Source organism: Streptococcus parasanguinis (assembly GCF_009717775.1).
GTDB classification, from domain to species: domain Bacteria; phylum Bacillota; class Bacilli; order Lactobacillales; family Streptococcaceae; genus Streptococcus; species Streptococcus parasanguinis_AG.
Map to the genome: position 1 here is coordinate 750,306 of NZ_WMZF01000001.1, position 25,504 is coordinate 775,809.

22 protein-coding genes are annotated in these 25,504 nt (G+C 43.7%); 1 reads left to right on the forward strand and 21 read right to left on the reverse strand.

What is annotated here, in order from left to right; genetic code table 11:
- Positions 1–74: 74 nt before the first annotated feature.
- The 3 genes from GMC92_RS03855 to rexB are packed head-to-tail and all read right to left on the reverse strand — an operon-like array spanning position 75 to position 7,324.
- On the reverse strand, positions 75–392 hold the full coding sequence (locus GMC92_RS03855; protein WP_155199780.1) for a DUF4298 domain-containing protein: 318 nt from the start codon (positions 390–392) through the stop codon (positions 75–77).
- Between the two features lie 3 nt (positions 393–395).
- Positions 396–4,061, reverse strand: coding sequence for a helicase-exonuclease AddAB subunit AddA (gene addA, locus GMC92_RS03860; protein WP_155199781.1), 3,666 nt, complete (start codon positions 4,059–4,061; stop codon positions 396–398).
- Positions 4,058–7,324 (reverse strand): ATP-dependent nuclease subunit B, encoded by a 3,267-nt coding sequence (rexB, locus tag GMC92_RS03865; protein ID WP_155199782.1) that lies wholly within the window; start codon positions 7,322–7,324, stop codon positions 4,058–4,060. Before rexB ends, addA begins: the two co-directional genes overlap by 4 nt.
- Before the next feature lie 159 nt (positions 7,325–7,483).
- On the opposite strand from rexB, the gene GMC92_RS03870 reads away from it, so the two are divergent.
- A complete protein-coding gene (locus GMC92_RS03870) occupies positions 7,484–7,966 on the forward strand; it encodes a glutathione peroxidase (RefSeq protein WP_155199783.1) in 483 nt (160 codons plus the stop codon).
- A 322-nt stretch (positions 7,967–8,288) separates the two neighbouring features.
- Here the strand turns inward: GMC92_RS03870 and GMC92_RS03875 are convergent, their stop codons facing one another.
- The 18 genes from GMC92_RS03875 to GMC92_RS03965 form a co-directional block, all read right to left on the reverse strand.
- Positions 8,289–10,157: an ABC transporter ATP-binding protein gene (locus tag GMC92_RS03875; protein ID WP_155199784.1), complete on the reverse strand. Its 1,869-nt coding sequence runs from the start codon at positions 10,155–10,157 to the stop codon at positions 8,289–8,291.
- Positions 10,147–11,892, reverse strand: a complete 1,746-nt coding sequence (locus GMC92_RS03880) for an ABC transporter ATP-binding protein (protein WP_155199785.1) — start codon at positions 11,890–11,892, stop codon at positions 10,147–10,149. The genes GMC92_RS03875 and GMC92_RS03880 overlap by 11 nt, the downstream gene beginning before the upstream one ends.
- A 395-nt stretch (positions 11,893–12,287) precedes the next feature.
- Entirely contained in the window at positions 12,288–12,494 is a 207-nt protein-coding gene (locus tag GMC92_RS10840; RefSeq protein WP_241672884.1) for a hypothetical protein, read from the reverse strand.
- Entirely contained in the window at positions 12,491–14,050 is a 1,560-nt protein-coding gene (locus GMC92_RS03890; protein WP_241672885.1) for a glycerophosphoryl diester phosphodiesterase membrane domain-containing protein, read from the reverse strand. The genes GMC92_RS10840 and GMC92_RS03890 overlap by 4 nt, the downstream gene beginning before the upstream one ends.
- A 258-nt stretch (positions 14,051–14,308) precedes the next feature.
- Positions 14,309–15,454 carry an FtsX-like permease family protein gene (locus GMC92_RS03900; protein WP_155199786.1) on the reverse strand — a complete coding sequence of 382 codons (1,146 nt, stop codon included), beginning with the start codon at positions 15,452–15,454 and terminating at the stop codon, positions 14,309–14,311.
- Between the two features lie 3 nt (positions 15,455–15,457).
- Positions 15,458–16,138 carry an ABC transporter ATP-binding protein gene (locus GMC92_RS03905; protein WP_155199787.1) on the reverse strand — a complete coding sequence of 227 codons (681 nt, stop codon included), beginning with the start codon at positions 16,136–16,138 and terminating at the stop codon, positions 15,458–15,460.
- Positions 16,135–16,710 carry a TetR/AcrR family transcriptional regulator gene (locus GMC92_RS03910; RefSeq protein WP_155199788.1) on the reverse strand — a complete coding sequence of 192 codons (576 nt, stop codon included), beginning with the start codon at positions 16,708–16,710 and terminating at the stop codon, positions 16,135–16,137. The genes GMC92_RS03905 and GMC92_RS03910 overlap by 4 nt, the downstream gene beginning before the upstream one ends.
- 149 nt (positions 16,711–16,859) lie before the next feature.
- Complete coding sequence (locus tag GMC92_RS03915; RefSeq protein WP_155199789.1) at positions 16,860–17,783, reverse strand: aldo/keto reductase; 924 nt, start codon at positions 17,781–17,783, stop codon at positions 16,860–16,862.
- 94 nt (positions 17,784–17,877) lie between these two features.
- Positions 17,878–18,510: a hypothetical protein gene (locus GMC92_RS03920; protein ID WP_338324029.1), complete on the reverse strand. Its 633-nt coding sequence runs from the start codon at positions 18,508–18,510 to the stop codon at positions 17,878–17,880.
- Positions 18,507–19,136 carry a hypothetical protein gene (locus GMC92_RS03925; RefSeq protein WP_155199790.1) on the reverse strand — a complete coding sequence of 210 codons (630 nt, stop codon included), beginning with the start codon at positions 19,134–19,136 and terminating at the stop codon, positions 18,507–18,509. The genes GMC92_RS03920 and GMC92_RS03925 overlap by 4 nt, the downstream gene beginning before the upstream one ends.
- Positions 19,133–19,750, reverse strand: a complete 618-nt coding sequence (locus GMC92_RS03930; protein WP_338324030.1) for a hypothetical protein — start codon at positions 19,748–19,750, stop codon at positions 19,133–19,135. The genes GMC92_RS03925 and GMC92_RS03930 overlap by 4 nt, the downstream gene beginning before the upstream one ends.
- Entirely contained in the window at positions 19,747–20,373 is a 627-nt protein-coding gene (locus tag GMC92_RS03935; RefSeq protein ID WP_155199791.1) for a hypothetical protein, read from the reverse strand. Before GMC92_RS03935 ends, GMC92_RS03930 begins: the two co-directional genes overlap by 4 nt.
- Positions 20,370–20,978: a hypothetical protein gene (locus tag GMC92_RS03940; RefSeq protein ID WP_155199792.1), complete on the reverse strand. Its 609-nt coding sequence runs from the start codon at positions 20,976–20,978 to the stop codon at positions 20,370–20,372. Before GMC92_RS03940 ends, GMC92_RS03935 begins: the two co-directional genes overlap by 4 nt.
- A gap of 10 nt (positions 20,979–20,988) precedes the next feature.
- The gene (locus tag GMC92_RS03945) at positions 20,989–22,593 is read right to left on the reverse strand and encodes a virulence protein (RefSeq protein ID WP_338324031.1); all 1,605 of its coding nucleotides are present in this window, start codon (positions 22,591–22,593) and stop codon (positions 20,989–20,991) included.
- A complete protein-coding gene (locus GMC92_RS03950) occupies positions 22,584–22,931 on the reverse strand; it encodes a cingulin (protein WP_155199793.1) in 348 nt (115 codons plus the stop codon). Before GMC92_RS03950 ends, GMC92_RS03945 begins: the two co-directional genes overlap by 10 nt.
- A 2-nt stretch (positions 22,932–22,933) precedes the next feature.
- On the reverse strand, positions 22,934–23,212 hold the full coding sequence (locus GMC92_RS03955) for a TIGR04197 family type VII secretion effector (RefSeq protein WP_155199794.1): 279 nt from the start codon (positions 23,210–23,212) through the stop codon (positions 22,934–22,936).
- Between the two features lie 182 nt (positions 23,213–23,394).
- A complete protein-coding gene (locus GMC92_RS03960; protein WP_155199795.1) occupies positions 23,395–24,609 on the reverse strand; it encodes an ABC transporter permease in 1,215 nt (404 codons plus the stop codon).
- A complete protein-coding gene (locus GMC92_RS03965; protein WP_021153540.1) occupies positions 24,606–25,499 on the reverse strand; it encodes an ABC transporter ATP-binding protein in 894 nt (297 codons plus the stop codon). Before GMC92_RS03965 ends, GMC92_RS03960 begins: the two co-directional genes overlap by 4 nt.
- Positions 25,500–25,504: the final 5 nt, after the last annotated feature.

A 25,504-nucleotide genomic window follows, 5' to 3' on the forward strand; every position in this document is an offset into this window, starting at 1 on the left:
TTAGCTATGGAACTTCGTAGAAGTTCGCTAGCGTCCGCCGTCACCTAAGGAAAGATAAAATATAAAGAATGAATTCACCGTTCTTTGATCATCTTCGTTGCGATCTCCAAGAGTTCGACTCCCATCTGAAAATGCTCGTCTAATAAATCATAGACGACATCTTCGGACAAGACACCACATGGTAGATCTTCTGGAAAGTCAGCCTGATTGGACAAGTCTAAATCATCAAAATAGGCCTGACTACTATAATAATCGCGCAGTTGGATATAGCTTTCTTGATGCTCTCTTAGCTGATCCACTGCTTTTTTGGTTTCTTCCAAAGTTTTGGCATAGTCATTCAAATAACCTTCCATTCTTTGGATCCGTTCGATGTTTTCCTGTGCAATTGCCATGATTTACTCCACTTTCACCACTTCTAGATGGGGGCCACCTAGAAGCACCAGGTATTTTTCTACTTGCTCTTTGCCATAAGAACGACGAAGAGCTTCTGCATAGAGATCGAGCTGATCCCGGTAACGTACGACCAATTGGCTAGGAACCTTGTAGTGATCTGTCTTGTAGTCAAAGAGCAGGATCCGATCTTCTAGCACCAAGTAACCATCCAAGATCCCCCGCACGACGAAGTCCTCTCCACTGGCTGGATCTTTCTTCAGCATGGCAAAGGGAGCTTCGCGACGGACTCGTGGGGCTTCTTTTTGAAGCAAGGCCCCCAAAGGTGTCTCATAGAAAGCAAGGATGGCCTCTAGCTTGATGCGGGCTTTGACCGCTGGCTCTGCTTGAACTTGCTCCAAGGCTTGACGCAGTGTATCCAACGTGATTTCTTCTTCAAGCGGCATGCGCTGCATGAGTTCATGGACAGCACTACCGACTTGGGCTCCTGTCACGGCTTTTTCTTGACCAAAAGTTGGAAGCTCAAAGTCAGGCGTCACAGTCTTTGCATCCATAATCTGGACGCCATTGGCATCCATGACTGGCTCGTAGAATTTCTTGATCTGACTAGGGGTACGGACACTTGGCAAATGAATGGCCGGAGCATAGAGCTGATTGATCCGATCAACATTTTCCAAGATATCCAAGGCCCGACGAATATCCTCGGACTGACGGACATCCTTGAGCTGATCCAGGCGGGAATCCTTCTCCTTCTCTAGCGGTTCCAGCTGGTCTGGTGTCAGGTCTTCGTCTGTCACAAAACGCGTGTCATAGGCCAGAGTATTCTTGGTAAACACATCTTGAATGGCAAAGAGCCAGTCCTGATAAGAGGTCCATTCTTTTCGTTTTTCCGGATCCAATTTGCCATTACGACTGGTCCCCCAATCGGTATCGCGCAGTTTGTCCTCACGGCCTTTTCCAACCAGATAGAGCTTGAGCTCGGCCCGCGTCATAGCGACATAAAGAAGACGCATCTGCTCAGAAATTGTGGCCAATTTTGTTTCTTCCACATTGCGTTGGTAGCAAGGCGTTTCGATCTGCAGGCGAATGGTTTCTGGAGCAGCTGGATTCTCTGTCTCAACCGGCAGGTTCGCTACATATTTAAAGCCAATCCCTTTTTGACGACTGAGGATAATCGGCCCCGATTGATCCTTACGGTTAAAGGCTTTATCCATATTGAGAATAAAGACATACTTGAATTCCAGTCCCTTACTCTTATGGACGGTCATGAGCTGGACGGCATCTTTTGGTGCTGCAAGAGGGACACTGGCCAAATCGTGTTCATTTTCGATCACCTTGTCAATCATGGCAATGAAGCGCGACAAGCCCTTAAAGCTGGCCTTCTCATAATCATTGGCCCGAAGCGTCAAGGCATAGAGATTGGCCTGGCGCTGGGCCCCATTTGGAAGGGCGCCGACATAGTCATAGTAATAGCGATCCTCATAGATTTTCCACAGCAAATCATAGAGCGAACGGGTCTTGGCAGCAGCTCTCCAAGTAGATAAAACTTTGAGGAAGTTCTCGATTTTAGCTGTGAGCTTGGCATCAATCAGATTTGCATGCTCTGCAGTCTTTTCAAGGGCTAACTGGACCTTGTGGTAGAAGGCCATTTGCTTTTGTTCTGGAAGGGTCTGCAAGGAAATCCGTGCCAACTCATCTTCATCAAAGTCAAACATAGGGGATTTCATAAGGGCTACCAAGGGATAATCATGCAAGGGATTGTTAATGGTCCGCAAGGTATCCAACATAACCATCACTTCCAGTGACTCAAGATAATGCGCCTGTCCGCTATCTGCCACAATCGGGATCTGGTACTGGTCAAAAGCTTCCAGAATCGCATCATTTCGCGTTCGAGTCGCCGTTAAGAGCGTGATCTCTTTAAAGGGCACTTTTTCTACCCGATGGAGACGTAAAATTTCTTTGATGACCAGGAGAATTTCTCCCTTGGAAATCGTCTCGACTCCAAGGGAAGCTTCCTCGTCTTCGGTCTTTTCTTCCTGATCTTGGGAGCCATCATAGAGCAAAAATTCTGCCCGATGTTGTGGCAAGGCCATCCGTTGCTTGTCGCTTCCTGCGACCAGATAGTGGGTTTGATTGTAGTCAATCTCTCCTACCTCTTCGTCCATCAAATGGCGAAAGACATCATTGGTCGCGTCCAATACCTCCACATGACTCCGGAAATTTTCCTTGAGGAGGATCAACCTCCCTTTCGCCCCTTCTTCTTGGTAGGCTTTAAATTTATCATTGAAAATCTGTGGATCTGCCTGACGGAAGCGATAAATGGATTGCTTGATATCTCCCACCATGAAGCGATTGTGGCCCTTTGACAGCAAATCCAACATCCGCTCTTGGGTGTGGTTGGTATCCTGGTACTCATCGACCATGACCTCATGATAGCGCTCTTGATAGGCTTGTCTCACCTCTGGGAATTGCTCTAAAATTTGAATCGCAAAATGACTGATATCCCCAAATTCATAAGCTTTTTCTTGGATTTTTCGCTCCAGATAAGCGCGAGCGAAGTCTCTGATAAAGTCCCGCAACAAGGAGAGCATGGGGCCTTCTTCTTGGTGGAAGGTTTGTTGAAATTCCAGCTGATAGAGCTGATTTTCCAAGTCTCTGAGGCAATTGATATGTATGGTTTTGTCTTGGTTATAGGCTGTGACTAGGTCTTTTAGCTCTTCTTTTCGGGCTCTGTTGGTCAAGGCTCCCCCATTTGAAGCCCGACTAATCGCCACGACCGCCTTTAGGACAGAGGTCAGTTGCTCTTTATTGACACTACCTGTCAGGCTTCCAATCTGATCGAGCACCTCTTCGACAGCTTCCAAATATTTGGCCTTGCCAAATGCTTGGCCCTCATTGGACAAATGAAAGGCAAAAAAGCTTTCTGCCTCATAAAGGGCCTGCTGGATGCTCTCCATCAGATCGCCTTCAACCTGTTCAAAATCAGTCTCCTCATAACCTTTTAGGAAATGCTCTTCCAGCCATTTCTCCGGATCACTGGTCGACTGAAGAAAGTCATAGATCTGGTAGATCTGTTCTTTAAACAAGGTTAAATTTTTGCGCTGTCCCGTGAAATTCTTGACCATCTGCACAAAGGCTTCTTGGTTTTCCCCCTGGTAATAGCGGTCAAAAACAGCCTGAAAGACTTCATTTTGTAAGAGGCGTTGCTCACTAGCGTTTTGAAAAATGCGAAACTGGGGTGCCAACCCAAGCAAATAGCCATAGCGCGTTAGGACCTTTTGGGTAAAAGAGTCCATGGTTCCGATATCGCTGGTGGCGACATCTGCGATTTGACGGGCCAGGTGTTGCTTGAGCTCTGGGTCATCGCTCGCTTGCAGGGCTTTTCCAAGTTCACTTTCCAAACGCTCCTTAAGCTCCCCTGCTGCCTTGACCGTAAAGGTTGAGATAAAGAGCTCCTTAATCGAAATGCCACGCTGCATCTGATCCAGTATCCGCTGCACCATGACAAAGGTCTTTCCTGATCCAGCAGAGGCCGACACCAGGATATTGGTCCCCGAACTATAGATGGCATCGATCTGTTCTGGCGTCCGCTTTTGCTCTTTGGTAGAAGCTGCCTCTTGGACCTGGAGGGCCTTGATTTCTTCTCTTGTCAAAAATGCTTGTTTGATCATTTGTTCAAGACCTCCTTCATCTTCTCGATCCAAGCGGCTTTCACCTTTTCACCGCGTATTCCTTTTTGGTCTAGTTTGGTCAAGAACCGTGCCTGACCTAGGTGACGATCCGCTTCAAATCCTGTGATGGATTTAAACTGCTCCACGAATGGTGCGATATTGCGCCCATTTTCACTATAGGGATTGATGGCAAATTGCCCCTTGAGGATCCCTTCTGCTGCTGTTTTATAGAGATAAGCGTTGTACAAGAGGAGCAAGTCCAGCTCTTCCTTACTCAGCATCATAGCCTTGTTCTTATCATAGGCCTCGCCCAGATAAGGCGCCTGATCTGCCATAAAGAGCCCCTTGTACTGTTGACTTTTCATGGTTTGGTTGATGGCATCCTCTACTGTCTTGGTCTTTTTCAGATCCACCACAGGATCTCCCATTTCCAAATACATGGCTCCAAAAATCCCCTGCTCCTCTTGGTATTCCTTCAAATCCTGAATCGCAGAAAGATAGGTCGGCAATTGAGAATTCAGGCCATTAAAGAACTTGTCATAGTGGAACTGCGTCAGACTGGACTTGTAGTCCACGACTCCGAGGGCTCCCCGATCCCTCAATTGATCAATGCGGTCCACCTTGCCACGTAGCTGCAGGAGACGGCCATCGGACAATGGATAAGAGGTGTGGGTACTTCCGCCAAAGAGGGTCTCCTCACCGATGGTCTCGATCCCATTTTGCTGGGCGAGGACCCGCCCCGTCGTTTTCGCGGTATCAAGAAGCAAGTTGCGAATAAACTCGGTCTCTCCATTTTCTCCATACAATTGTTGGAACTCTGCTTCTTGGCTGGTTTCTCGAATCGCCTCGTTTAAACGCCGATCAAACGCTTGATCGGAGCCATCTTTTAATACTCGTTCAAAGATCCGATGCAAGAAATTCCCATGACTGCGGGCGTCTGGCCGGATCGTTTCATCCTCTTGTAAGCCCAAGACATAGCGCAGATAAAAGGCATACTGGTGCTTGTAGTATTCATTCAAGGCAGAAGCGGATAAGGTCAAGGCTTTTCCCTCTGGATAGAGCGCTTGAAGCGTATCCGACTGAAGCTGACGGCTCTTTAATTCCGTTGAAATCTGAGGAATCTGGATGCCTTCAGCGGCTAATTTCTTGCGCAAGACCCGTACCGCCACACCCCAAAAGCTGGCTTCTTCAGGAGACAACTCACTCGTAATTTCTTCTTGATGGAGTTCGATCACGCGCGCTAGGAGGGCCCGGTAGGTCCCGATATCATCACTCGAGGCTTGGGTTTGTTTGGTCGTCCACTCGATGGCAATAGGTTTCTTAGTCAATTCGACAAGGTAAGGAGAGACACTATCTTCCATTTCATTGACCAAGCTAGGGGCCGATAGGACCAGTTGATTGGTCGCCGCATTGAGGAGCGAAACCGCCACAAAGCGATTCTTCTTGAGATTTTCACTGGTCACCACCTGGAGCTCTGCTCCTTCTTGGGTGGCCTCATTGAGCTGCTGGCGCTCTTCTTCACTGAGTAGAGAGGTGTTCTGAGCAATCTTTGGAAAACGCTCCTGGGTCAGCCCGATCGCGTAGACATAAGGCGCTGTCAAGGGTTCAATCAAGTCATAGGACTGAACGGTCACCACATCGACCGTAGCAGGAACTGTCCGATATTGAGATAATTGCATCCCCGATAAGAGGAGGGCCAAAAAGTCATCCACTGTCAGCTCTTGGTCCTTAAAGACCACATTCAACTCTTCTAAGACATGGAGAAAGGCCTTCCAGACCTGGTCATAGCGCTCCTGCTCCTCCAAGGCTAGATCCTTGATCAAAGCTTGGAGATTCTGAGAAAGTTGGGCCTCTTGCAGAAACTCTGTAAATGTGGTTAAGAGTTGGGTCACCTTTTGTTTGCGCTGTGAAAAGAAAGGGGCTAGAGGTTCAACGACGCGTTCCCGAAGAGTATTGAGCTCTTCCAGATTGAACTTACCCTGACGATTGCTAGTAAAAGGCTTGTGAAATTTTGTAGCACCTTTAATTTCCGCAAAACGAAGGTATTGCTCAAAAGCATCGACTTCTGCTTGCGTCAGATCACTATACAGACCCGTTTTTAACAAGTTGATGACGTCTTCCGTCTGGTAATTGAACTGCTTGATCCGCCCTAGTGATTCAATGACCTGAATCAAGGGATGGTGGACCATGGCTTCACTTCGTCCCAAGTAAAAGGGGATCTGATACTGGTCAAAAATGGTCTTGAGCTGCAATTGATAAGCTTCTACATCGCCTAGCAAGACCCGAATATCCCGATAGCGTGCCCCATCATGAAGACGCTGACGGATGGATTTAGCGACAAATTCCAACTCTTCCTTTTGCGTATTGGTTTGCCAGAGTTGAACAGCGGTTCGATCTTGGTCCTCCAGCTCATTTTCCACTTGTGAAAAATCATAGCGCGCTTCTAGCATGCGGGTAATGCGACTAAAAGAGTCTTCGATCGCTTGCCCACAATACTGAGGCTGTACCTCAAAAGTCTTTGCCAGCTGAAGGAGAAAGTCAACACTGGCTTGGTAAAGATTGCCCTCTCTAAAGCTTGCCCGATAGGCTTTTTCACTGGCATAGACCCCGATGACAATCTCCACTCCTTTTCGGTGAAGGAGACCAATCAAGGCCTCTTCTTCTGCAGAAAAACGCGTGAAGCCATCGACAACGATCGCCACATCCTGTAATTGCTCTTCCAAGTGCCCTTCTTCGACCTGATTGAGGAAAAAGGCAATCTTGGACTGGGATTCATACCGGTGCTGGACCAGCATCTCTGAGACCGCTTCAAAAATAGCCAAGAGGTCCTCTCTTTTTTCAGCTTCCTCGAGCAACTCCAAATCGGTAAAATCCATCTGGGCCGTCTGCAATTCATGATAGAGCTGGACCAGTTGCTGGATAAACTGAGGATCCTTGCGCAGGGCCCCGTAAACTTTAAGATCCTGCTCCTTCATCTGGGAAAGAGCTTTAAAAAATAGCATGCCTAGACCGATGTCATCTAAGGGTTGCTCCTCAAATACCTGGTTCAGGATGAAATAACGGGCCATTTGCGCAAAGCGCGTGACGGTAATGGCAAAAGAAGCCTGACCTTCTAAATAGGATAAGACCTTGGCTTCTTTTTCAAAGGAAAGAGAGTTGGGCGCAATGTAAAACACACGCTTGCCATCTTCTACTAACCCTACGGCTTCTTGTGTCAGGACCTGGGTCAAGGGGGTCCGAACATCCGTATAGAGTAATTTCATCCGATCCGTTCTCCTTTTGACATTTTCTTAAGAGCTTGTTATCTTCTTATTATATCATTTTCACAGGAGGGACTAAAGCAAGAAGTCATGCTCCTCTTGGCCCAATATTAGGAGATTTGTGCTACAATAAAAGCTGAAGAGACAGAAAGGATACCACCTATGAACAGCATTTATGATTTTTCTTTAGAAAACCAGAATGGGGAAGAGATTCCACTTTCTCACTACCAAGGTAAGGTCCTCATCGTGGTCAATACAGCAACAGGCTGTGGCTTGACCCCGCAATACCAAGGACTGCAAGATCTCTACCTGCGCTACCAGGAAAAGGGGCTGGAAATCCTAGACATTCCCTGTAACCAATTCATGGGGCAGGCACCAGGAACGGCAGAAGAAATCAATAGCTTCTGTAGCCTCAACTACCAGACCACCTTCCCACGATTCGCTAAAGCCAAGGTCAATGGTAAAGAAGCCCTTCCTCTTTATGACTGGCTCAAAAGCCAAGCAGCTGGGCCACTGGGCAAACGCATCGAATGGAACTTCGCAAAATTTGTCATCGACCGACAAGGCCAAGTTGCCCAACGCTTCTCCTCCAAAACAGAGCCAGCTGCCATGGAAGACTTGATCCAAGACTTACTTGAGAAATAAGCAAAAAGCCCGAAAGTGTAGTCAGGATTTTTGATGAATGGCTATTTATTTTCGAGACTTTCCGCTGTGAGAAAAGTGCCTGAAACAATAACGTTTCAGGCACTCAGGAATTTTGAGAGTAAAACAGTTTGGGAAACTGTTTTAACCTGAGCCCAGAAATTAAAGAGCGAAGGGGCTCAATAATTAGTCATGGAACTTCCTGGATTGCTGAAATCATCCACTGGATAATTTCACCTGACGTCCGTACTCACCTAAGGAAAGTTTCTAAGAAGTCATTATCCATAAGCCAAAAAAGCCTGAGCCAACGCTCAAGCTTTTTTTATTAATCAATTTCAAGTCCACCGGTGTAGAGGCGGTAATAGGTTCCACGTTCTGCCATCAAGGAAGCATGGTTGCCTCGTTCGATAATACGTCCGTGGTCCATCACCATGATGACATCGGAATTGACAATTGTCGATAGACGGTGGGCGATGACAAAGACTGTCCGACCTTCCATCAGGCGATCCATCCCTTCTTGCACCATTTTCTCTGTCCGCGAGTCAATCGAAGACGTCGCTTCATCCAGAATCAAGACAGGCGCATTGGCAAGGGCTGCACGGGCAATGGCGATTAATTGTCGTTGACCATTTGATAGGCCAGCCCCATCATCCGTCAAGACTGTCTCATAGCCCTGATCCAAGTGCTTGACAAAGGAATCCACATTGGCAATCCGAGCTGCTTCAAGGATTTCTTCCCGTGTTGCATCAGCACGGCCATAAGCGATGTTTTCCGCTATCGTACCAGTAAATAAGTGGGTATCTTGAAGAACGATTCCGAGGGAACGACGAAGAGAATCTTTCTCAATCAATTTAATATCGATTCCATCATAAGTGATCATTCCGGATTGGATATCATAGAACCGGTTGATCAAGTTGGTGATAGTTGTCTTTCCTGCACCAGTCGCTCCGACAAAGGCCACTTTTTGTCCCTTATCCGCGTACAAGTTGATGCCATGAAGGATTTGTTTCTTCCCATCATAAGAGAAATCAACATCATCAAAGACCACATTTCCGACCATCTTCACAAGCTGGTAATCTCCATTCGGACGTGGGTGTTTCCAAGCCCATTTGTTGGTTTTCTGATCGGTTTCGACCATTTCTCCATCGACCAGTTCATAATTGACCAACGTCACTTTTCCTTGGTCGACTTCTTCTTCTTCGTCCAAAAGATCAAAGACACGATCTCCACCAGCCAAGGCCATGAGGACAAAGTTCAATTGTTGAGAGACCTGGGCAATCGGACCTGTGAAGGAACGGTTCAATTGCAGAAAGGCCATGAGACCACCAATGGTTAAACCACCGACACCGTTTAGCGCAAAGAGTCCACCGATCAAGGCTGTCAGAACAAAGGAAACATTTCCCAAGTTCCCAAGAATTGGCATGAGGACATTGGCATAGCGATTGGCTAGATAAGAGGATTCAAAGAGTTGGTCATTGATCCGATCAAAATCTTCAATGCTTTCAGCTTCGTGCACAAAGGCCTTAACCACCTTCTGACCAGTCATCATTTCTTCAATAAAGCCATTTTCAATCCCCAAGTTTTTTTGTTGGGCCCCGAAGTAACGACCTGACTTGCTAGAGACATTCTTCATGACATAGAACATTACGACAAGCATCATAAGGACAATCAAGAACAAGAGTGGACTAACCGTCAGCATGGTAATCGTTACCCCAAGGATGGTAATTGCTGAGGATAAGAGTTGAGGAATGGATTGTTCAATTGCTTGGCGAAGGGCATCAATATCATTGGTATAGATAGACATGATGTCCCCATGTTGGTGGGTATCAAAGTAACGAACTGGCAGTTTTTGCATGCGGGCAAACAACTGATTTCGAAGACTTCTAAGTGAGTCTTGTGAAACAGTCGCCATGATCAAGGTAAAGCCATAGTTGGCAAGTACCCCGATCAAACAGATCAAACCAACTCGTGTCAAGAAAGACAAGAGCGGTCCAAAATCATGGCTATTACTTGTCAGCATGGGCTCCACATAGACGTCGACCAAGGACTGAATCGAAGCTGTTACATTGACCGTCGCAAGAGACGATAGAATAATTAAGATAAAGGAAACAATCAAGGATACCTTGTAGTTTTTCCAAAGGAAGTCGAGCAGGCGAAGGATAGAGCCTAGATTTGCTTTTTTCTTAGTTTTCATCTGCTTCTCCTTTCCCTTGTGTTTGCATTTCATATACTTCTTGGTAGATGGCATTGGTCGCAAGCAATTCTTCGTGACGACCGATCGCATCGATTTGGCCATCATTCATCACAATAATACGATCTGCATCTTGAATAGAGGAAATCCGTTGACCAATGATGATTTTGGTCGTCTCTTTCAAGCTCCTTGCCAATCCTTGACGGATTAAACTGTCGGTCTTGGTATCGACCGCAGAAGTTGAATCATCCAAGATCAAGATCTTTGGATTCATGAGGAGAGCACGCGCGATACAGAGACGTTGACGTTGGCCACCGGACACATTGGATCCCCCACGCTCAATCATTGTGTCATAGCCCTCTTTGAAATCTTGAATAAATTCATCGGCTTGGGCAATCTTACAGGCTTCGATAATCTCTTCATCCGTCGCATCTTTATTCCCCCAGCGCATATTCTCTTTAATCGTACTAGAGAAAAGGACATTGGTTTGAAGAACCATCGCCACTTGCTTACGAAGGGAATCAAGGTCGTATTCTTTGACATCGTGACCTGCTACTGTCACTCGACCAGACTCAACATCATAGAGACGAGGAATCAACTGCACCAAGCTCGATTTCCCTGATCCTGTTCCTCCCAAGATGCCAATGACTTCCCCTGAACGAATGGAAAGATTAATGCCTTGCAAGACATGGGTCTTGTCCCCATTTTCATCGGTATAGGCAAAAGTCACATCCTCAAAGTTGATCGATCCATCTGCGACTTCTTTAATCCCATTTTCCGGAGAGACAATGGTCGCTTTGGTCGTCAAGACTTCATTGATCCGCTCGACTGAGGCCATGGAAATTGACAACATGACAAAAATCATCATAAACATCATGAGGGACATCAGAATGGTCATGGTGTAGCTAAACATAGAGGTCAAATTCCCAGTAGAGAGTTGGCCACCAACGATCAGATGTGCCCCAATCCAGGAGATCAAAAGGAAGGAAGCATACATGGAAAGCATCATAGCTGGGCTACTCAAGACAACGACACGAATAGCCTTCATAAACATATTATAAATCAAACGTGAAGCCTTCTTGAATTTAACCGTTTCATCTGCTTCCTTAACGTAGGACTTCACCACCCGCATATTAGTGATGTTTTCTTGAATGCTGTTGTTGAGATTGTCATAAGCTTCAAATACTTCTGTAAAGAGCGGATACACAATCTTCATGATGATACTTAAGACAGCCGCCAAAAAGATGGTTACATAAACAAAGATCATGGCCATTTCCGGATTGATCATGAAACAAGCTACAATGGCAAAGATCAAATTGAGCGGTGCCCGCACACAAATCCGGATCACCATTTGATAGGCATTTTGCACATTGGTCACATCCGTCATCATCCGAGTGACTAACCCACCTGATGAGAACTGATCAATATTTTCAAATGAGAAGGTTTGGACTTTTTTGAAAATGGCCCGACGAAGGTTTTTGGCAAAACCAGCGGAAGCATAGGCGCCATAACGGGCAGACTGCATTCCACAAAAGAGGGAGAGGAAGGCACAGACCAGCATGAGCCCACCATAAAACAAAATATTGTTCATGTTTCTTTGTTGAACACCCTGGTCCAATAAACTCGCCATGACAAAGGGAATCGAAATTTCAAACATGACTTCAAAGACCATGAACAAGGAAGCCAATATTGAGGGCTTCTTGAATTCCTTGATCTCGGAAATTAAGGATCGAATCATCATTACCTCCAAAGTTTTTCATACTTTTTTCTGCGGTAGAAGCAAAGCTTTTTCCCACCGAAAAATAGGTCAAAACACACAAAATTCCCTGAGGGAAAGACCCTAGGGATTACGCGTTTTTCATAATCTTCATTGTAACCTAAATTGCAAAAAAATGCAAGATTTTTAGACAGCATCCGTTTTTCTGTTGATCCAGTACAAAAGAGTCTGGGACAAAAGTCCTAGCCTCTCAATTGTCTTTGGATTGTCGAGCAAGACGCAGTAGTTGAGTGGGCCCTACTACGCTGATTTCATCAGCTTTTACAGCCCTACTCAACTGTGCGGAGGTGGGACGACGAAATCGAATTCTAGCGAATTACCGATTTCTGTCCCACTCTCTCTATGCCTATCCTATCTTATTCTTCCTTAGACGTAGCAACAAGATTCAAGAAACGATCAAAGTAAGACTTGTTTTGTTTCAAATCCTTTTTCAGTCTTTGTGCCTCTGTCAATTCATCCGTAATCAAGCCATCAATGGGTTGTTGCAAATACTTCGTCAACTTCTGCTTGTCATTGATGGTCCAAACATAGAGCTCTTTTTTCATCTCATGGGCCTGGGTCACCAATTCCTCCTGATAAGAAAAGTCTTCAATCGCAAAGAAGTCGACCGAATCATTCTCAAAGCGACCGAATTGAATGGGAATAACATAGCCAGTCTTGATCTCAGGAGCTTTTTCTCGACCTTTTCCATGACCGACAGATCCAAAGACATGGCCGGATAGTCTTTTTCAACCCCCAGCTCCCTCATTTTCTGGACAAAGAGATCCACATAATTAGCAGGCTCTCCACCATGGGGCTTAAGCTCGACTAACAACTTCATGTTCAATTCTTTGGCCCGTTTAACATATTCTTCAAAAGAAGGGATATGACTCGTGTGACCATCCTGCTGAATCTTGAGGCCTTGCACCTCAGCTAGGGTCATATCTTTCACATCCTTGTCCACCCCAGCAAGGCGCTTGAGATTGTAGTCATGCATGACGACAAATTGATGGTCCTTGGTGAGAAGAATATCCATCTCTGCATAAGCCGCCTTTCCCTTGGCTGCTGCTTCTAGGGCTTCCAGGGAATTTTCTACCCCTTTAGAGACATCGCCACGATGGGCGATGAGCTTGATCTGATCATTGACTTTTAGGGTTGCCAGTTCAAAAGCTGAAATCCCCGATTGCAGCACGAGAAAGACCACTGTCAGAGCAAAGAGCCCCTTCATCTTTCGACTGCCTTTGGAGTGCATGACCGATCGGCTCGGTACTTCCCATGCAGAATCCAAGATGATGCCGAGCGATCCCACCTTTGTCAAGACTGTAAAAATAAACAGGAAGGTCCGAATCAAGACCAAAAAGATGGTCACCACCCAGAAATACTGGCCTTCTTTATCGATCACGGTCAAGGTAAAGACCAAACCCAAGATCAATAAAATCCCTAGAAAGGTTAAGAGAAACTCAAAGGACAGAATTCTCCATAAGAGACGAAAACCTCCTCTTTTGGTCATAGTCCAGCTTTTTTTCAAGGCACGCCCAAATGGCAACTCCTCTACCACGAGGTTGGGAACCGTATATATGAGGCGAAGATTGAGATAGATAAAGGTCAGCTGCACCACAAAGAGCCCGATGGAGCCAATCGTGGTCTTTTCAAACTCCCCTGTGATAAAGGTTGGAATATAAAGCCCATCCGTCAATGTCGATCCTATCAAGACACCTGCAACAGGCAAGGTCAAAAGGAGATAGAGCAGAAAGTAAAGCAGGTTTCTCCCCGACAAATCCTTCAAACGACCAAATGATTGCCGCAAGACTTTTTTAAAGGACAAGTGTCGGTCAGTTCGCGACAGGTAAATAACCGAAATCAGGGTCCGCATCTCCAGCATAAACAAGAAAGCAAAGACCATGATAAAGACCAAAAGAGCCAGTAAGCTCAAGGGATGGCTCATAACAGAGACAAGATTGTTCTTATCGATATTAGCCTGACCCGCAAGCAAGACTGCCAGATGAAAGAGCCAAGTCAAGGCCGCAGCCCCTATACCAACCACAAACTGCAAAAGAATCCCCACAGAGATAAAGGACCATTTGTTACGCCAGATTAAGTAAAAGGCCCCCTTCAGGTCCTGCCAATAACTCCGTTTCATCTCAATCCCTTTCCTTTCTTTTATTCCCCTAGAATAGCGGAAAAGCCTCTCCCTGTCAATGCGTTTCAAAAGAAAGAGAGTGGGACAGAAATCGGTAATTCGTTAGAATTCGATTTCGTCGTCCCACCTCCGCACAGTTGAGTAGGGCTGTAAAAGCTGATGAAATCAGCGTAGTAGAGCCCACTCAACCACTGCGTCTTGCTCGACAATCCAAAGACAATTGAGAGGCTCGGACTTCTGTCCCACTCTCTTTTCTATTTATTCTGCTAAAAGCACTTCTTTAATGGTTTGCTTTTGGAGTTTTCTGTTGGATAGATAAAAGAGGCTTTCGTAAACCACAGCAAAAGCAAGCAAGGTCCAAAAGCACACATTCCCATCAAAGTGATGCTCAATCTTTTCAGGAACCGTATCTTTGATCACACCGATCAAAATTTCCATGATACCGTATTGGTAAACCGTCCCAAGAACAAATCCTAGATAAGCCCAGAAACGATAGGGAGCGAGAATATGACTTTGGCATTCACGATCGGTGTAGCCAAAAGCCTTCATAAGAGCCAAGGTTTCACGACTTTCTGAGACCACAATCCCCAATGACAAAAAGAGTATCGAGAAAGAAAGGATCAAGCCAATCATGATCATCATGGTTTGGATGATATCATCTGTGTAATCCCTGAGGCCAAAGGACAATTGGACCATGGCCGCAAAACACATGGAGCCAAAGACTACAAAAAACAAGATCGATTTTCTCCTCCAAATCAGTGACGAGGATAGTTCTTTTAGGAAGTCTTTCTCTTTCTTAGGAGCCCTCTTTCTCCTTTTGACCTTGATTGGACTTGGAGATTTTTTCAATAAGCGAAGCGCTGGCGTTTGGAGTTGTCTTCTAGCATAACCAATCGCGAGAAGCATAAAGAAGGTCGTTGGCAGGATCACCAAGGCAAGCAAGAGCTGCCAGTGAAAGTGAATGGTGATTTCTGGCAGAATCCCCTTTTCATTGCGGAAGTCATAAAAATGTCCCATCATGAGATATGAAGTGAAATAGCCAAGAAGCGCTCCAGCTCCAAAACTGAGTCCAAAGGCCCAAAATCGTTTCGCCAACTGGCCATTGCTGTAGCCCAAAGCCTTTAAAATCCCTAATTGTTCCTTGTGGTCATCGACAAATTGTTTGATATAAAAACACATGAGAAGAATCGATGTCAAGGACAAGACGACCCCACTGACCATGGCCACCATCCAAGAAAGCGAAACCTGGGCATCATAGTAGGTCTGAATCATGGGATTGGTTTTCGAAATCTCTAATTGCTCGATGTCCAAGTAAAAATTTAAGAAGAGATTGGCCACAAAGACCGCACAAGCCCCAATGATACTGACGACAACTAATTTTCGAATATCTTTTACTGAAAACATGGCTTACCATCCAATCTCATAAGCAGTCTGAGGTTGATCATTGGTCACAACTTCTGTAATCTTGCCACTATTGACACGAATGATGGTTCTAGCCATATCCGCAATATTTTGGTTGTGTGTCACCATAATCAAGGTAAAGCCCAGCTTTTCCTTCAATTTCCAGATATAGTCGAGAATCTTGCGCCCTGTTTCTTCATCCAGGGCTCCCGTCGGCTCATCCAAGAAGAGAATCTCTGGCTTTTTGGCCAAGGCCCGAGCAATGGACACTCTCTGCTGTTCCCCACCCGACAATTCACTCGGATACTTGTCCAGCTTATCGCCAAGCCCCAAATCCTCGATGATCTGCAAAAAATCATGATTGTTTGCCAGGTCAGCACCCATCTTTACATTCTGTCTGACCGTTAGATTCGGCAATAGATAATACTGCTGGAAAATAAAGGCAATCTTCTCCCGTCGAAAGGCTGTCAATTGAGCATCCGTGAGTTGTGATAAATCTTGTCCTTGAATAAGGATATGCCCTTCGTCTACCTTTTCTAAGCCTGATAACACATTTAAGAGAGTTGACTTGCCCGATCCAGAAGGACCAAGGATAACCACATCATCCTGGTCTTGAATCTGCAACTCAATCCCCTTTAAAACCTTGGTTTGGCCGTAACTTTTGTGCACATTTTCTAGTTGAATCATTTCTTTCCTACCATTTCTTTGATGAGAGATTGACAAACCTCTGTCAGTAATCCAATCACTTCTTCCATGCTGAACTGATAAATGCCAGAAGCAACCATTGAGGCCATCCCGTGCGAGTAGATAAATAGATGCTGGTACAAGCGACTAGCCTCCTCTACAGTCAAAGGATAGTCTGCGACAATCGAATCCAGAACCAATTGGTAACTATGATCCTTCATGGGAAGAAAATCTTGAAAGCGACGAATCGGATCTTTGCTAGGATTTTGGAAAAGCAATTGAAAGAGTTGTGGCTCTTTTGAGGCGAAAAGGATATAAGCAACCCCGACAGATCGAAAAGGCTTCTCATCTTCTAAGGCCTTGCGAATATACTCCACCACGACCATCTCCGCAGCACCAATAACCTCTGCTTGTAACTCAGACATATTAGCAAATTGCCCAAAAATGACTCTCGGTGTAGCTCCCAGTTTCTCCGCTAATGCTCTAGCTGTCAAGCTAGCCATTCCCTCTTCTCTCACCAATTGTAAAGCTGTCCCAATGATAGCCTCTTTACTAAATTTAACCTTGGGTGGCATTAGACTCCTTTCGCGCAACGGTCGTTGCGCAACACTTGTTACCCAAAAGAATACCATAACAAAGTAAGACTTGTCAAGAAAAATTCGTAAAGTATAAAACAAAAGACCAGCCCACTGATAGGAGTGAGGACTGGTCTACTAACAAGATTCTAAGGCAAATCATTACCTGCAGCCAAGTAGATTTGGTACCATTCCTTACGCGTTAGGGTCACTGCTGCTGCTTTCCCTGCTTCAAGGACATGCTGGGGTTTGGTCGTTCCGATGACAGCCTGCATTTTACCTGGATAGCGAAGGACCCAAGCAAGGGCGATAGCTGTCGGAGTGACCTGGTATTTCTTCGCCAAGTCATTGAGGACATGATTGAGGGCCGCAAACTCTTCTTTGCCGACAAAATTCCCCTTGAAAAAGCCATGCTGGAGGACAGACCAGGCTTGAATCACCGTATCGGTTAAGCGACAATACTCAAAGACACTGCCATCTCGCACAGCTGCTTTTGGCCCTTCCATATTGATATGAAAACCAGCTTCAAAGCTCGGTGTAAAGGCGGCACTTAACTGCAATTGGTTGACCTTGAGAGGCTGTTTGACAGCCGTTTTGAGCAATTCCATCATCATAGGATTTTGATTGGACACCCCAAAATGACGGACCTTACCCGCTTGCTCCAAGTGATCAAAAGCTGCTGCAACTTCTTCAGGCTCCATGAGGGCATCCGGTCGGTGAAGGAGGAGACTATCTAAGCGCTCGATCTGCAGACGCTCGAGGATGCCATCGACGGAGTCCAAAATATAGTCCTTAGAAAAATCAAAATAGGTAAAGCCGTCTTTGCGAATCCCACACTTGGACTGGATCCACATCTGGTCCCGAAGATCCGGACGACGCTTGAGAACCTTCCCCAGCAGGACCTCACACTGGCCATCGCCATAGATATCCGCTAGGTCAAAGGTGTTGATGCCAATCGACAAGGCAGCTTCCACCAAGGCCTCCACCTCATCTTCACTCATCTGACTGATCCGCATCATCCCAAGGACAATCGTGGACAGACGCTCATTTTCAGCAAACTCAATATAGTTCATGTCCGCCTCCTTTTCTGTAGTTCTATTGTAGTGAAAAGGGTTGCAAAAGTCAATTTGAAATCAAAAAGAGTGTGGGACAGAAATCGGTCATTCGTTAGAATTCGATTTCGTGGTCATCCGACTCCACTTCTCCATGGATTTTGATGTATTCTTCATTCCTGCGGTCATCTTCTTCCCAGATTGGGTCTCTCACATCGTCCATAAACGAAATTTCTTCCAAACTCAGCTCGTTGGCCTCTTCATAACTCATCGAAAGGATAGCTTCATGTCGGTTTTTAAATTCCTCCACACTTATCCAGCTCTCTTTATCATCTTCGCTAATCTGACCATCAATAGCAGTCGCAATTTCAATGGCCATAATATACATAGCTCGTTTATCAACAGTGAGAAGGTCAAGGTGGGTAGAAGCTAAGCGTAGACAGTCTCCTTTTTCTCGATAGTCTGTTGCTGGATGATCTTCAAAATCTAATTCAAGGTTTTCATATACATGACTTCCAAATTCGTTGGTAAGCCCTTCTTTCAACCGAACATTATTCCATCTATTATCATGCATCCACTTATTTAATTTTAAGTGAATAGTTGGGACTGTTTTAAATGGGCGAGTATTTCCAAAATAAGAAAAATCTACTCGCTTACCATCTTTAGCATCAAACCACATTCTCTTCGCTAGCTCTAAATAATCAAACGGAATTTCTTTGGTGTAATCACCTTTTATATAAATTCTCACTCATCTTCCTCATCGTCATAAACACGTTCGCCATGGATTTTGATGTATTCTTCTCGAAGCCGTTCCTCCTCTTCCCATAGAGGATCTCTTACCGGTACCATTGTCTTTAATTCTTCCAAACTAAGTTCAACCGCTTCATCATAAGTCAGTGAAAGAACTTCCTTCTGCAACTCCTTAAAAGTCTCTACATCTATCCAAGTCTGTTTGCCGTCCGAACTAATTTTTCCATCAATTGCACCAGCAACCTCGACTGCCATAATGTATAAAGCACGTTTGTCTACTGTTAACACATCTGTATGAGATGTGGCGATACGTAGATATTCTCCACGTTCTCTCCCATCAGTAATAAAATCATTTTCAAATTCCAATGTTATACTCTCATATTCCAAAGACAACCAAGGATTGCTCGGAATTATAAAAGAAGCTTTATCCCATCTTTCATCAACAGAAGCCCATTTGTGTAACCGAACACCAAAGTAAAAATCATCTTGTAGCATCTCATCATCCCCGACATTGGAGAAACTTATTTGCTTACCTCTACGCTCCTTAAACCACATCTTCCAAACTAGCTCTCTAGTAGTAAATGTTATTTTTTGCTTAAAATCACTTTCTATATAGAGTCTCATTCGTCTTCCTCATCGTCGTCCAACTCCACTTCACCATGGATTTTGATGTATTCCTCGCGCTTCCTATCCAATTCTTCCCAGAGAGGCTCGTCTATCGCTTTCATAACCTTTATCTCTTCTAAACTAATATCGACCGCTTCGTCGTAGCTCAAATGCAACAGATCTGCATGTTTCGTTTTAAATTCTTCAATACTCAGCCACGTTTCTTTATCGTCTTCGCTAATTTTACCGTCAATGGTAGATGCTACTTCAATCGCCAGGATATAGAGAGCTCGCTTATCAACCGTTAGAATATCCTTATGAGTCGTGATGATTCGTAGATAGTCTCCTTTTTCTCGTCCATCGCTTTCATAGGAGTCTTCAAAATTTAAATTTATATTTTCATGCTTAAAAGTCGCCCAAGGGTCGTTGCCTACTCTAAAATCAGCCATTCCCCAACGCTCATCATTCGAAGAAAATTTATCCAAACTAATGCTAAAATAGAAATCATCATCACGTGCGTAAGAAAAACCAACTTCCACTCCCTTACGTTCCTTAAACCACATTTTCCAAGGGAATTCCATACAGTTTTGATAAATACTAGTCTCGTAGTTTCCTTTAAGATATAGTCTCACTCATCTTCCTCGTCGTCATAAACACGTTCGCCGTGAATTTTGATGTATTCTTCACGAAGCCGCTCCTCTTCATCCCACAAGGGATCTTCCACAGGTCTCATACTTTTCAGTTCCTCCACACTGATATCAGTTGCTTGATCGTAGGTTAGTGATAAGACATCCTTGTGCAACTCCTTAAAAATCTCTACATTTATCCAAGTCTGTTTGCCGTCCGAACTAATTTTTCCATCAATTGCACTAGCAACCTCGACTGCCATGATATACATAGCACGTTTATCAACCGTTAAAATGTCCGTATGGGTAGTCGCAATCCTAAGGTATTCTCCACGTTCTCTCCCATCAGTAATAAAAACATTTTCAAATTCTAATTGAATATTTTCATCAGAAAACGAATTCCAAGGATCACTCTTGTCATATGGTATATGATTCCATCGTTTATCATTAAATCGCCATTTATCAAATTGAACTCCAAAAAAGAAATCATCTCGTAGCATCTCATCATCACCGACATTAGAAGTAGTGATCAAATGGCCGTTCCATTCTTGAAACCACATCTTCCAAACAAGTTCTCTTGTCGTAAAGGTTATTTTTTTCTTAAAATCACTTTTAATATAGAGTCTCATAAATCTGAGATATCGCCTCCATGTGCTAGTATATATTCTTTTCGACGATTGGCTTCTTCCTCCCAAAGAGGATCATCTACCACATCCATCGTTTGAATTTCATTCAAACTTCGTTCATTTGCTTCTTCAAAAGTTAGAGATAGAATAGCCTCGTGCTTTTTCCTAAACTTCTCGACTGTTAGCCATGTCTTCTTATTATCCTCGCTAATTTGCCCGTCAATCACCTTTGCAATCTCAAGCGCCATAATGTACATAGCCCGTTTATCAACTGTCAAAACTTCTAGATGGGTGGTTAAAATACGGAGATAGTCTCCCTTTTCATTATAATCCGTAGCAAATGCATCTTCAAAATTAATTTCAATACATTCGTCAAGATGTGAAAAGAGTCTTCGTACTCCTTCCTTTAGGGGGACACTAGACCATCTCTTATCCGCAGTGCCTTTCCTCAAGGATAAATTTGAGAAAAAATCTTCTTGTAATGCATCATTGTTCCCAGCATTTGAGTAAGAAATTTGCTCATCTTCTGGAAACCACATTTTACCAGCTAGTTCTAAATAACCATAAGGTACTCTTTTTGTATAATCGCCTTTTAAATATAATTTCATTGTTCACTCCTTATTGCGTCAAGTATTTAAAAGCTTTCCACATATTTTTGATAACTTCTTCTTTAGCTCCTTTTCCAAGTCCATTTAGTTCAGAACGTTTGCTTACCCAGTCTACAATATCCTGCCTACTTGAAATCCTTGAAACCTCGATATCTATGTCGAGGTCATAACCTGATTTTCCACTCCCCGATTGAACTTGGATTTTCCCACTATCTGGCTCCGCATCAACTCGAATATTATCGACTTTTTTACCGTTAACTCGTCCAGAAATCTTTTTTCCAAAAGACTTACTCGTCGGTTTATTTGCCTTCCAGCTGTCGTAGTTGCTAGAATAATTAACCTGAATTTCAGCGTTTGCGCCACCTGTTTTACTAATAGCAGATCCTACAGATACTACACCACTAAATATGAGTGCATTTCCTGCATCTAAAGCAAGCTCTGCTGCAGTTGTTCCAGCAATAAAACTTGCCCCACCTGTCTCAGGAGCTAAAGCTAAACCTCCAGTTTCTGCTGCTACGCTAGCAAAGTCAAGCAGTAAACCTGATAACATCTGACTAACTCCACCCCAAAATTCAGCAGAATTAGCTTCAAAATTTTCTTGAAGAAGTTCTTGATATTTTTCATTGATCATTTTCGTAGAAACACTATCATACTTCCCATTTTTTAGCACAGAAAAATTATCATTTTTTTGATAATGACGATCTTTATAAGCGCTATTATCAAAAATTTCAATTAAATTCCCTTCATTGTCAATTTTTAGAGTATGGTTATAATCATCAATAATTTTTTTCCACTGTGACCGATCCTGTCCTTTTAAGCGTTTTTTTAACTCTTCCCGATAATAGGTATCACCATCATCTGATAATAACATATCTCTCGACGCTTGATTTAAAGTCCTTGTTAAGGCATCCTGATAGTCTCTTTTAGCATAGGAAACAACTTTTGTTTGTTTCATTTTGTCAAACCAAGTCATGTCGACACCATCCGCATAGTAATTTCCGTTGCTATCAACTATAATTTGACTTAGTTGCCCTGCTCCTTCAATCGCTAAATTAAGAATTTCAAGACTGTCTGAAAAATACTGATTGACTTGCTCAACAAACCACTCTAATTTTTCAATTTTTTCTTCAAGATCTTTGATTTGCATCCGTGTTTTATCAGCCAATTCGTGAAGTACTCTATTTTCTGATAAATTTTGATCCAGATTTGCGGTAAGAAATGCTCCTACACGATTGAAAAAATCCTCATTTTTTCTGATTAGATCTTGATACTTTGAAAGCTGTTTTTCCCAATTCTGTTTTTGTGTCTTCAAATCATCTAAATCTAATTCTCCATATTTTGATACAACTGCATCTGCGTTTTTGTATGAATTTAATTCAATCTGAATATCGTCGATCGCTTCTTGTAATTTTTTGATACATGGGATAATAATATTCCCAAATAAATTTTTCCCTGCCTCATATGCAGCACCTTGAAGTATTCCTGCTTCGATTTCTGCAATTAAATGATCACTTCCACTAGTAAGTTTTTCTGTAATCTGAGTAGCAATTTGAATATTACTGCTCATAGCTTCAATCAAAGTAGCAGATTCTGATGAACTGTATCTCACTCCCACGGCAAACTATTCCTTTCTTTTATCAATTTTTCTCTCTGAATGTCTAAGTTTTTTAAAACATTCCGAAACTCTTCACTGACACCATCCATCTGTCTAACCACATAATTTCTTGCAATTAAATCCATTTCATTCTTTTCTTGAAAAAATAAGATATTTTGAGATGAAATAGACAACTTTTCTTCTGCTTCTCGTGTGATCAACGAAAGATCTTCTAAAAATTCATCTAAACTTTGTTGATACTCACGACTTAAATTTAAAATAAGATCTTCTTGTCGCTCTGTTTTCACAATTTCTTGGAATAGTTTATCTCGCTTATTTTTATTAACATCCTCCATCATGGTTAGCTTTCCCATCTTTGACCCTGTTCTACATCACGTTTTTCAAGCACAGCGGCAATTTGAGGAAATTTATTAGCTTGAATTAGAACAGCTTCACTAAATTTCCCCACAGCTTGAAGTAAGTGATTATTTACTTCTTTTCCCTTCTCCATACCTGCAATACCAGCAGAATAACTAAACTCTACTTGTTTATTCTCATTTTGTGATACATCAACACCAGTCAACTCACCAATAGCCGCTTGCGCATCAATTGGGCTGGATTTTATTTGGAGTTTATCCATATATTCACCCTCAAATCTTATTATTCCCCTCCATCATATCATAATTTGAAGAAAAATACTCTTTCTTCCATGAAAAAACATACTAAATTATCTGTAATTTATTAATAGTTAGAGACAAGTCTTTCAAAAGAATTGTAACCTCCATTCAAAAAGCCCTCAGCTGTAACCGAGAGCTTATCTAATTAGCGATAGCTGAGAGCACGTTTAATAGTTTTCCACGGTCCGAGGTCATCGGTTTGGAGGATTAAGCTCGCGTAGATTCGAGCGATGAGCACTGTTCCCACGATGGTAAAGAGAACCGCAATTCCCAATGAAGCCCAAGATTCAAGACCAGTCGCATAGCCATTAATGGTACGGAAAGGCATGAAGAAGGTTGAAATGAATGGAATGTAGGAACCGATCTTCAATAAGAAGACATCACCGGCACTTCCCAAGGTGGTTACCCCAAAGAAGCTAAAGAGGACTAACATCATCAGTGGCGAAATCGCTTTTCCTGAATCTTCAGGTCGTGCTACTGTGGAGCCTAAGAAGGCAGAGAGCACCACATACATAAAGACCCCAAGGATAATGAAGAAGACGGTATTGAGCGAGATCGCTTCTGCTAGGTGTTGGGTAATTGGAGAGTTTGGAGCGAGAAAATCCTTGACAACAGGGATATCTGCTCTAAAGATCCAAACAGCTACTAGCCCAACTACATAGACAAAAATATGGGTAATAATCACACCGAAGAGTCCGAGCATGCGTGCGAAGAAATAGTCGGTTGCTTTGATACTAGAGAAGACCACTTCCATGATCTTGGTTCCTTTTTCACTGGCCACTTCTTGGGCTGTGATACCAGAGTAGAACATCAAAATCATATAAAGCAGCATTCCTAGAGCACCTGCAACCATGGTTTGCACCATTTTCAAGCCTTCTTTTTTCTCATCAATCTTTTCTTTCAGAGAAACCTGTTGAGACAAGGCTGTCAGTTGTTCTTTGCTTAGATTGGCACGCGCTAGATTGATTCCTTGTTGGACTTGGCTTAATTTCGCAGTGACAAGGGATTTCAATCCCATTTTCATGGCTTGGTCGCCCACATAAGTGGCTTCTAGCTGGCCATCTTTTTCATCGACCGTTAGGTAAGCAGCTGCTTTCTCATCCTTGATGGCTTTTTTAGCTGCAGCTTCATCCTTGTAGTCCAAGGTCAAGCCATCAGTTCCTTTGAGACTTTCTTTGACAGCTGGAACGTCTGTCACCAAGGCCACCTGGTTTTTGGCATCTGTAGAAGAACCTGTCAGATAAACGATTCCAATGCTCAATCCTAAAAAGAGGAAGGGACCGAAGACCATGAAGAGGAAACTCCATGATTTTACTTGTCTGATATAGGTTTCTTTCATTACGACAAACATCTGTTTCATACTTCTACTCCTGATTCAAGTTTAAAGATCTCATCAATAGTTGGGGCTTGGTGGTCAAAGGTTGCTAGGTAGTGGCCCTTGGTCAAGCGGTCAAATAATTCTGGACCAGCTGATGCATCATCCAAGATTAGCTTCCAAGTCCCTTGCTTGGTCATGCTGACCTTGGTCACGTGTGGCAGAGCTTCTAGCTCTTCTTTGCTAAAGTCGTTAGAGACAAAGAGGCGAGTCTTGCCATAGCTATTCCGGACCTCTTGGACTGGCCCTGAAAGGACAACTGAACCATCACGGATCATTAGAATATCATCGCACAACTCTTCGACATTGGTCATGACGTGGTCAGAAAAGATAATGGTTGCCCCACGCTCTTTTTCTTCAAAGATGACCTGCTTGAGCACTTCTGTATTGACCGGATCCAAGCCGCTAAAGGGTTCATCTAAAATGATCAATTTAGGCTCATGGATCAAGGTGATGATCAATTGAACCTTCTGTTGGTTCCCTTTTGAGAGACTCTTTATTTTATCGGTCAATTTTCCTTTTACTTGGAGTTTTTCCATCCAGGTCGGTAATTTTTCCTTGACCTCAGCAGTGCTCATTCCTTTTAAGGCAGCCAAATAGCGGACCTGCTCAAAAATCGTGAGTTTTGGCATAAGACTACGTTCTTCTGGCAAATAGCCAATTTCCTTGTAGGTTTCTTGGGTGATCGCTTTGCCACCTAGGCGAATCTCGCCACTGTAGTCCAAAAAGCGCAAGATACTGTGGAAAATAGTTGTTTTCCCAGCCCCATTTTTCCCAACTAAGCCAAGGATATGCCCTTGTTGAGCTGTCAGATCTACTCCGAAGAGAACCTGCTTATTCCCAAAGCTTTTTTCTAAATTTCTAATTTCTAACATGGATG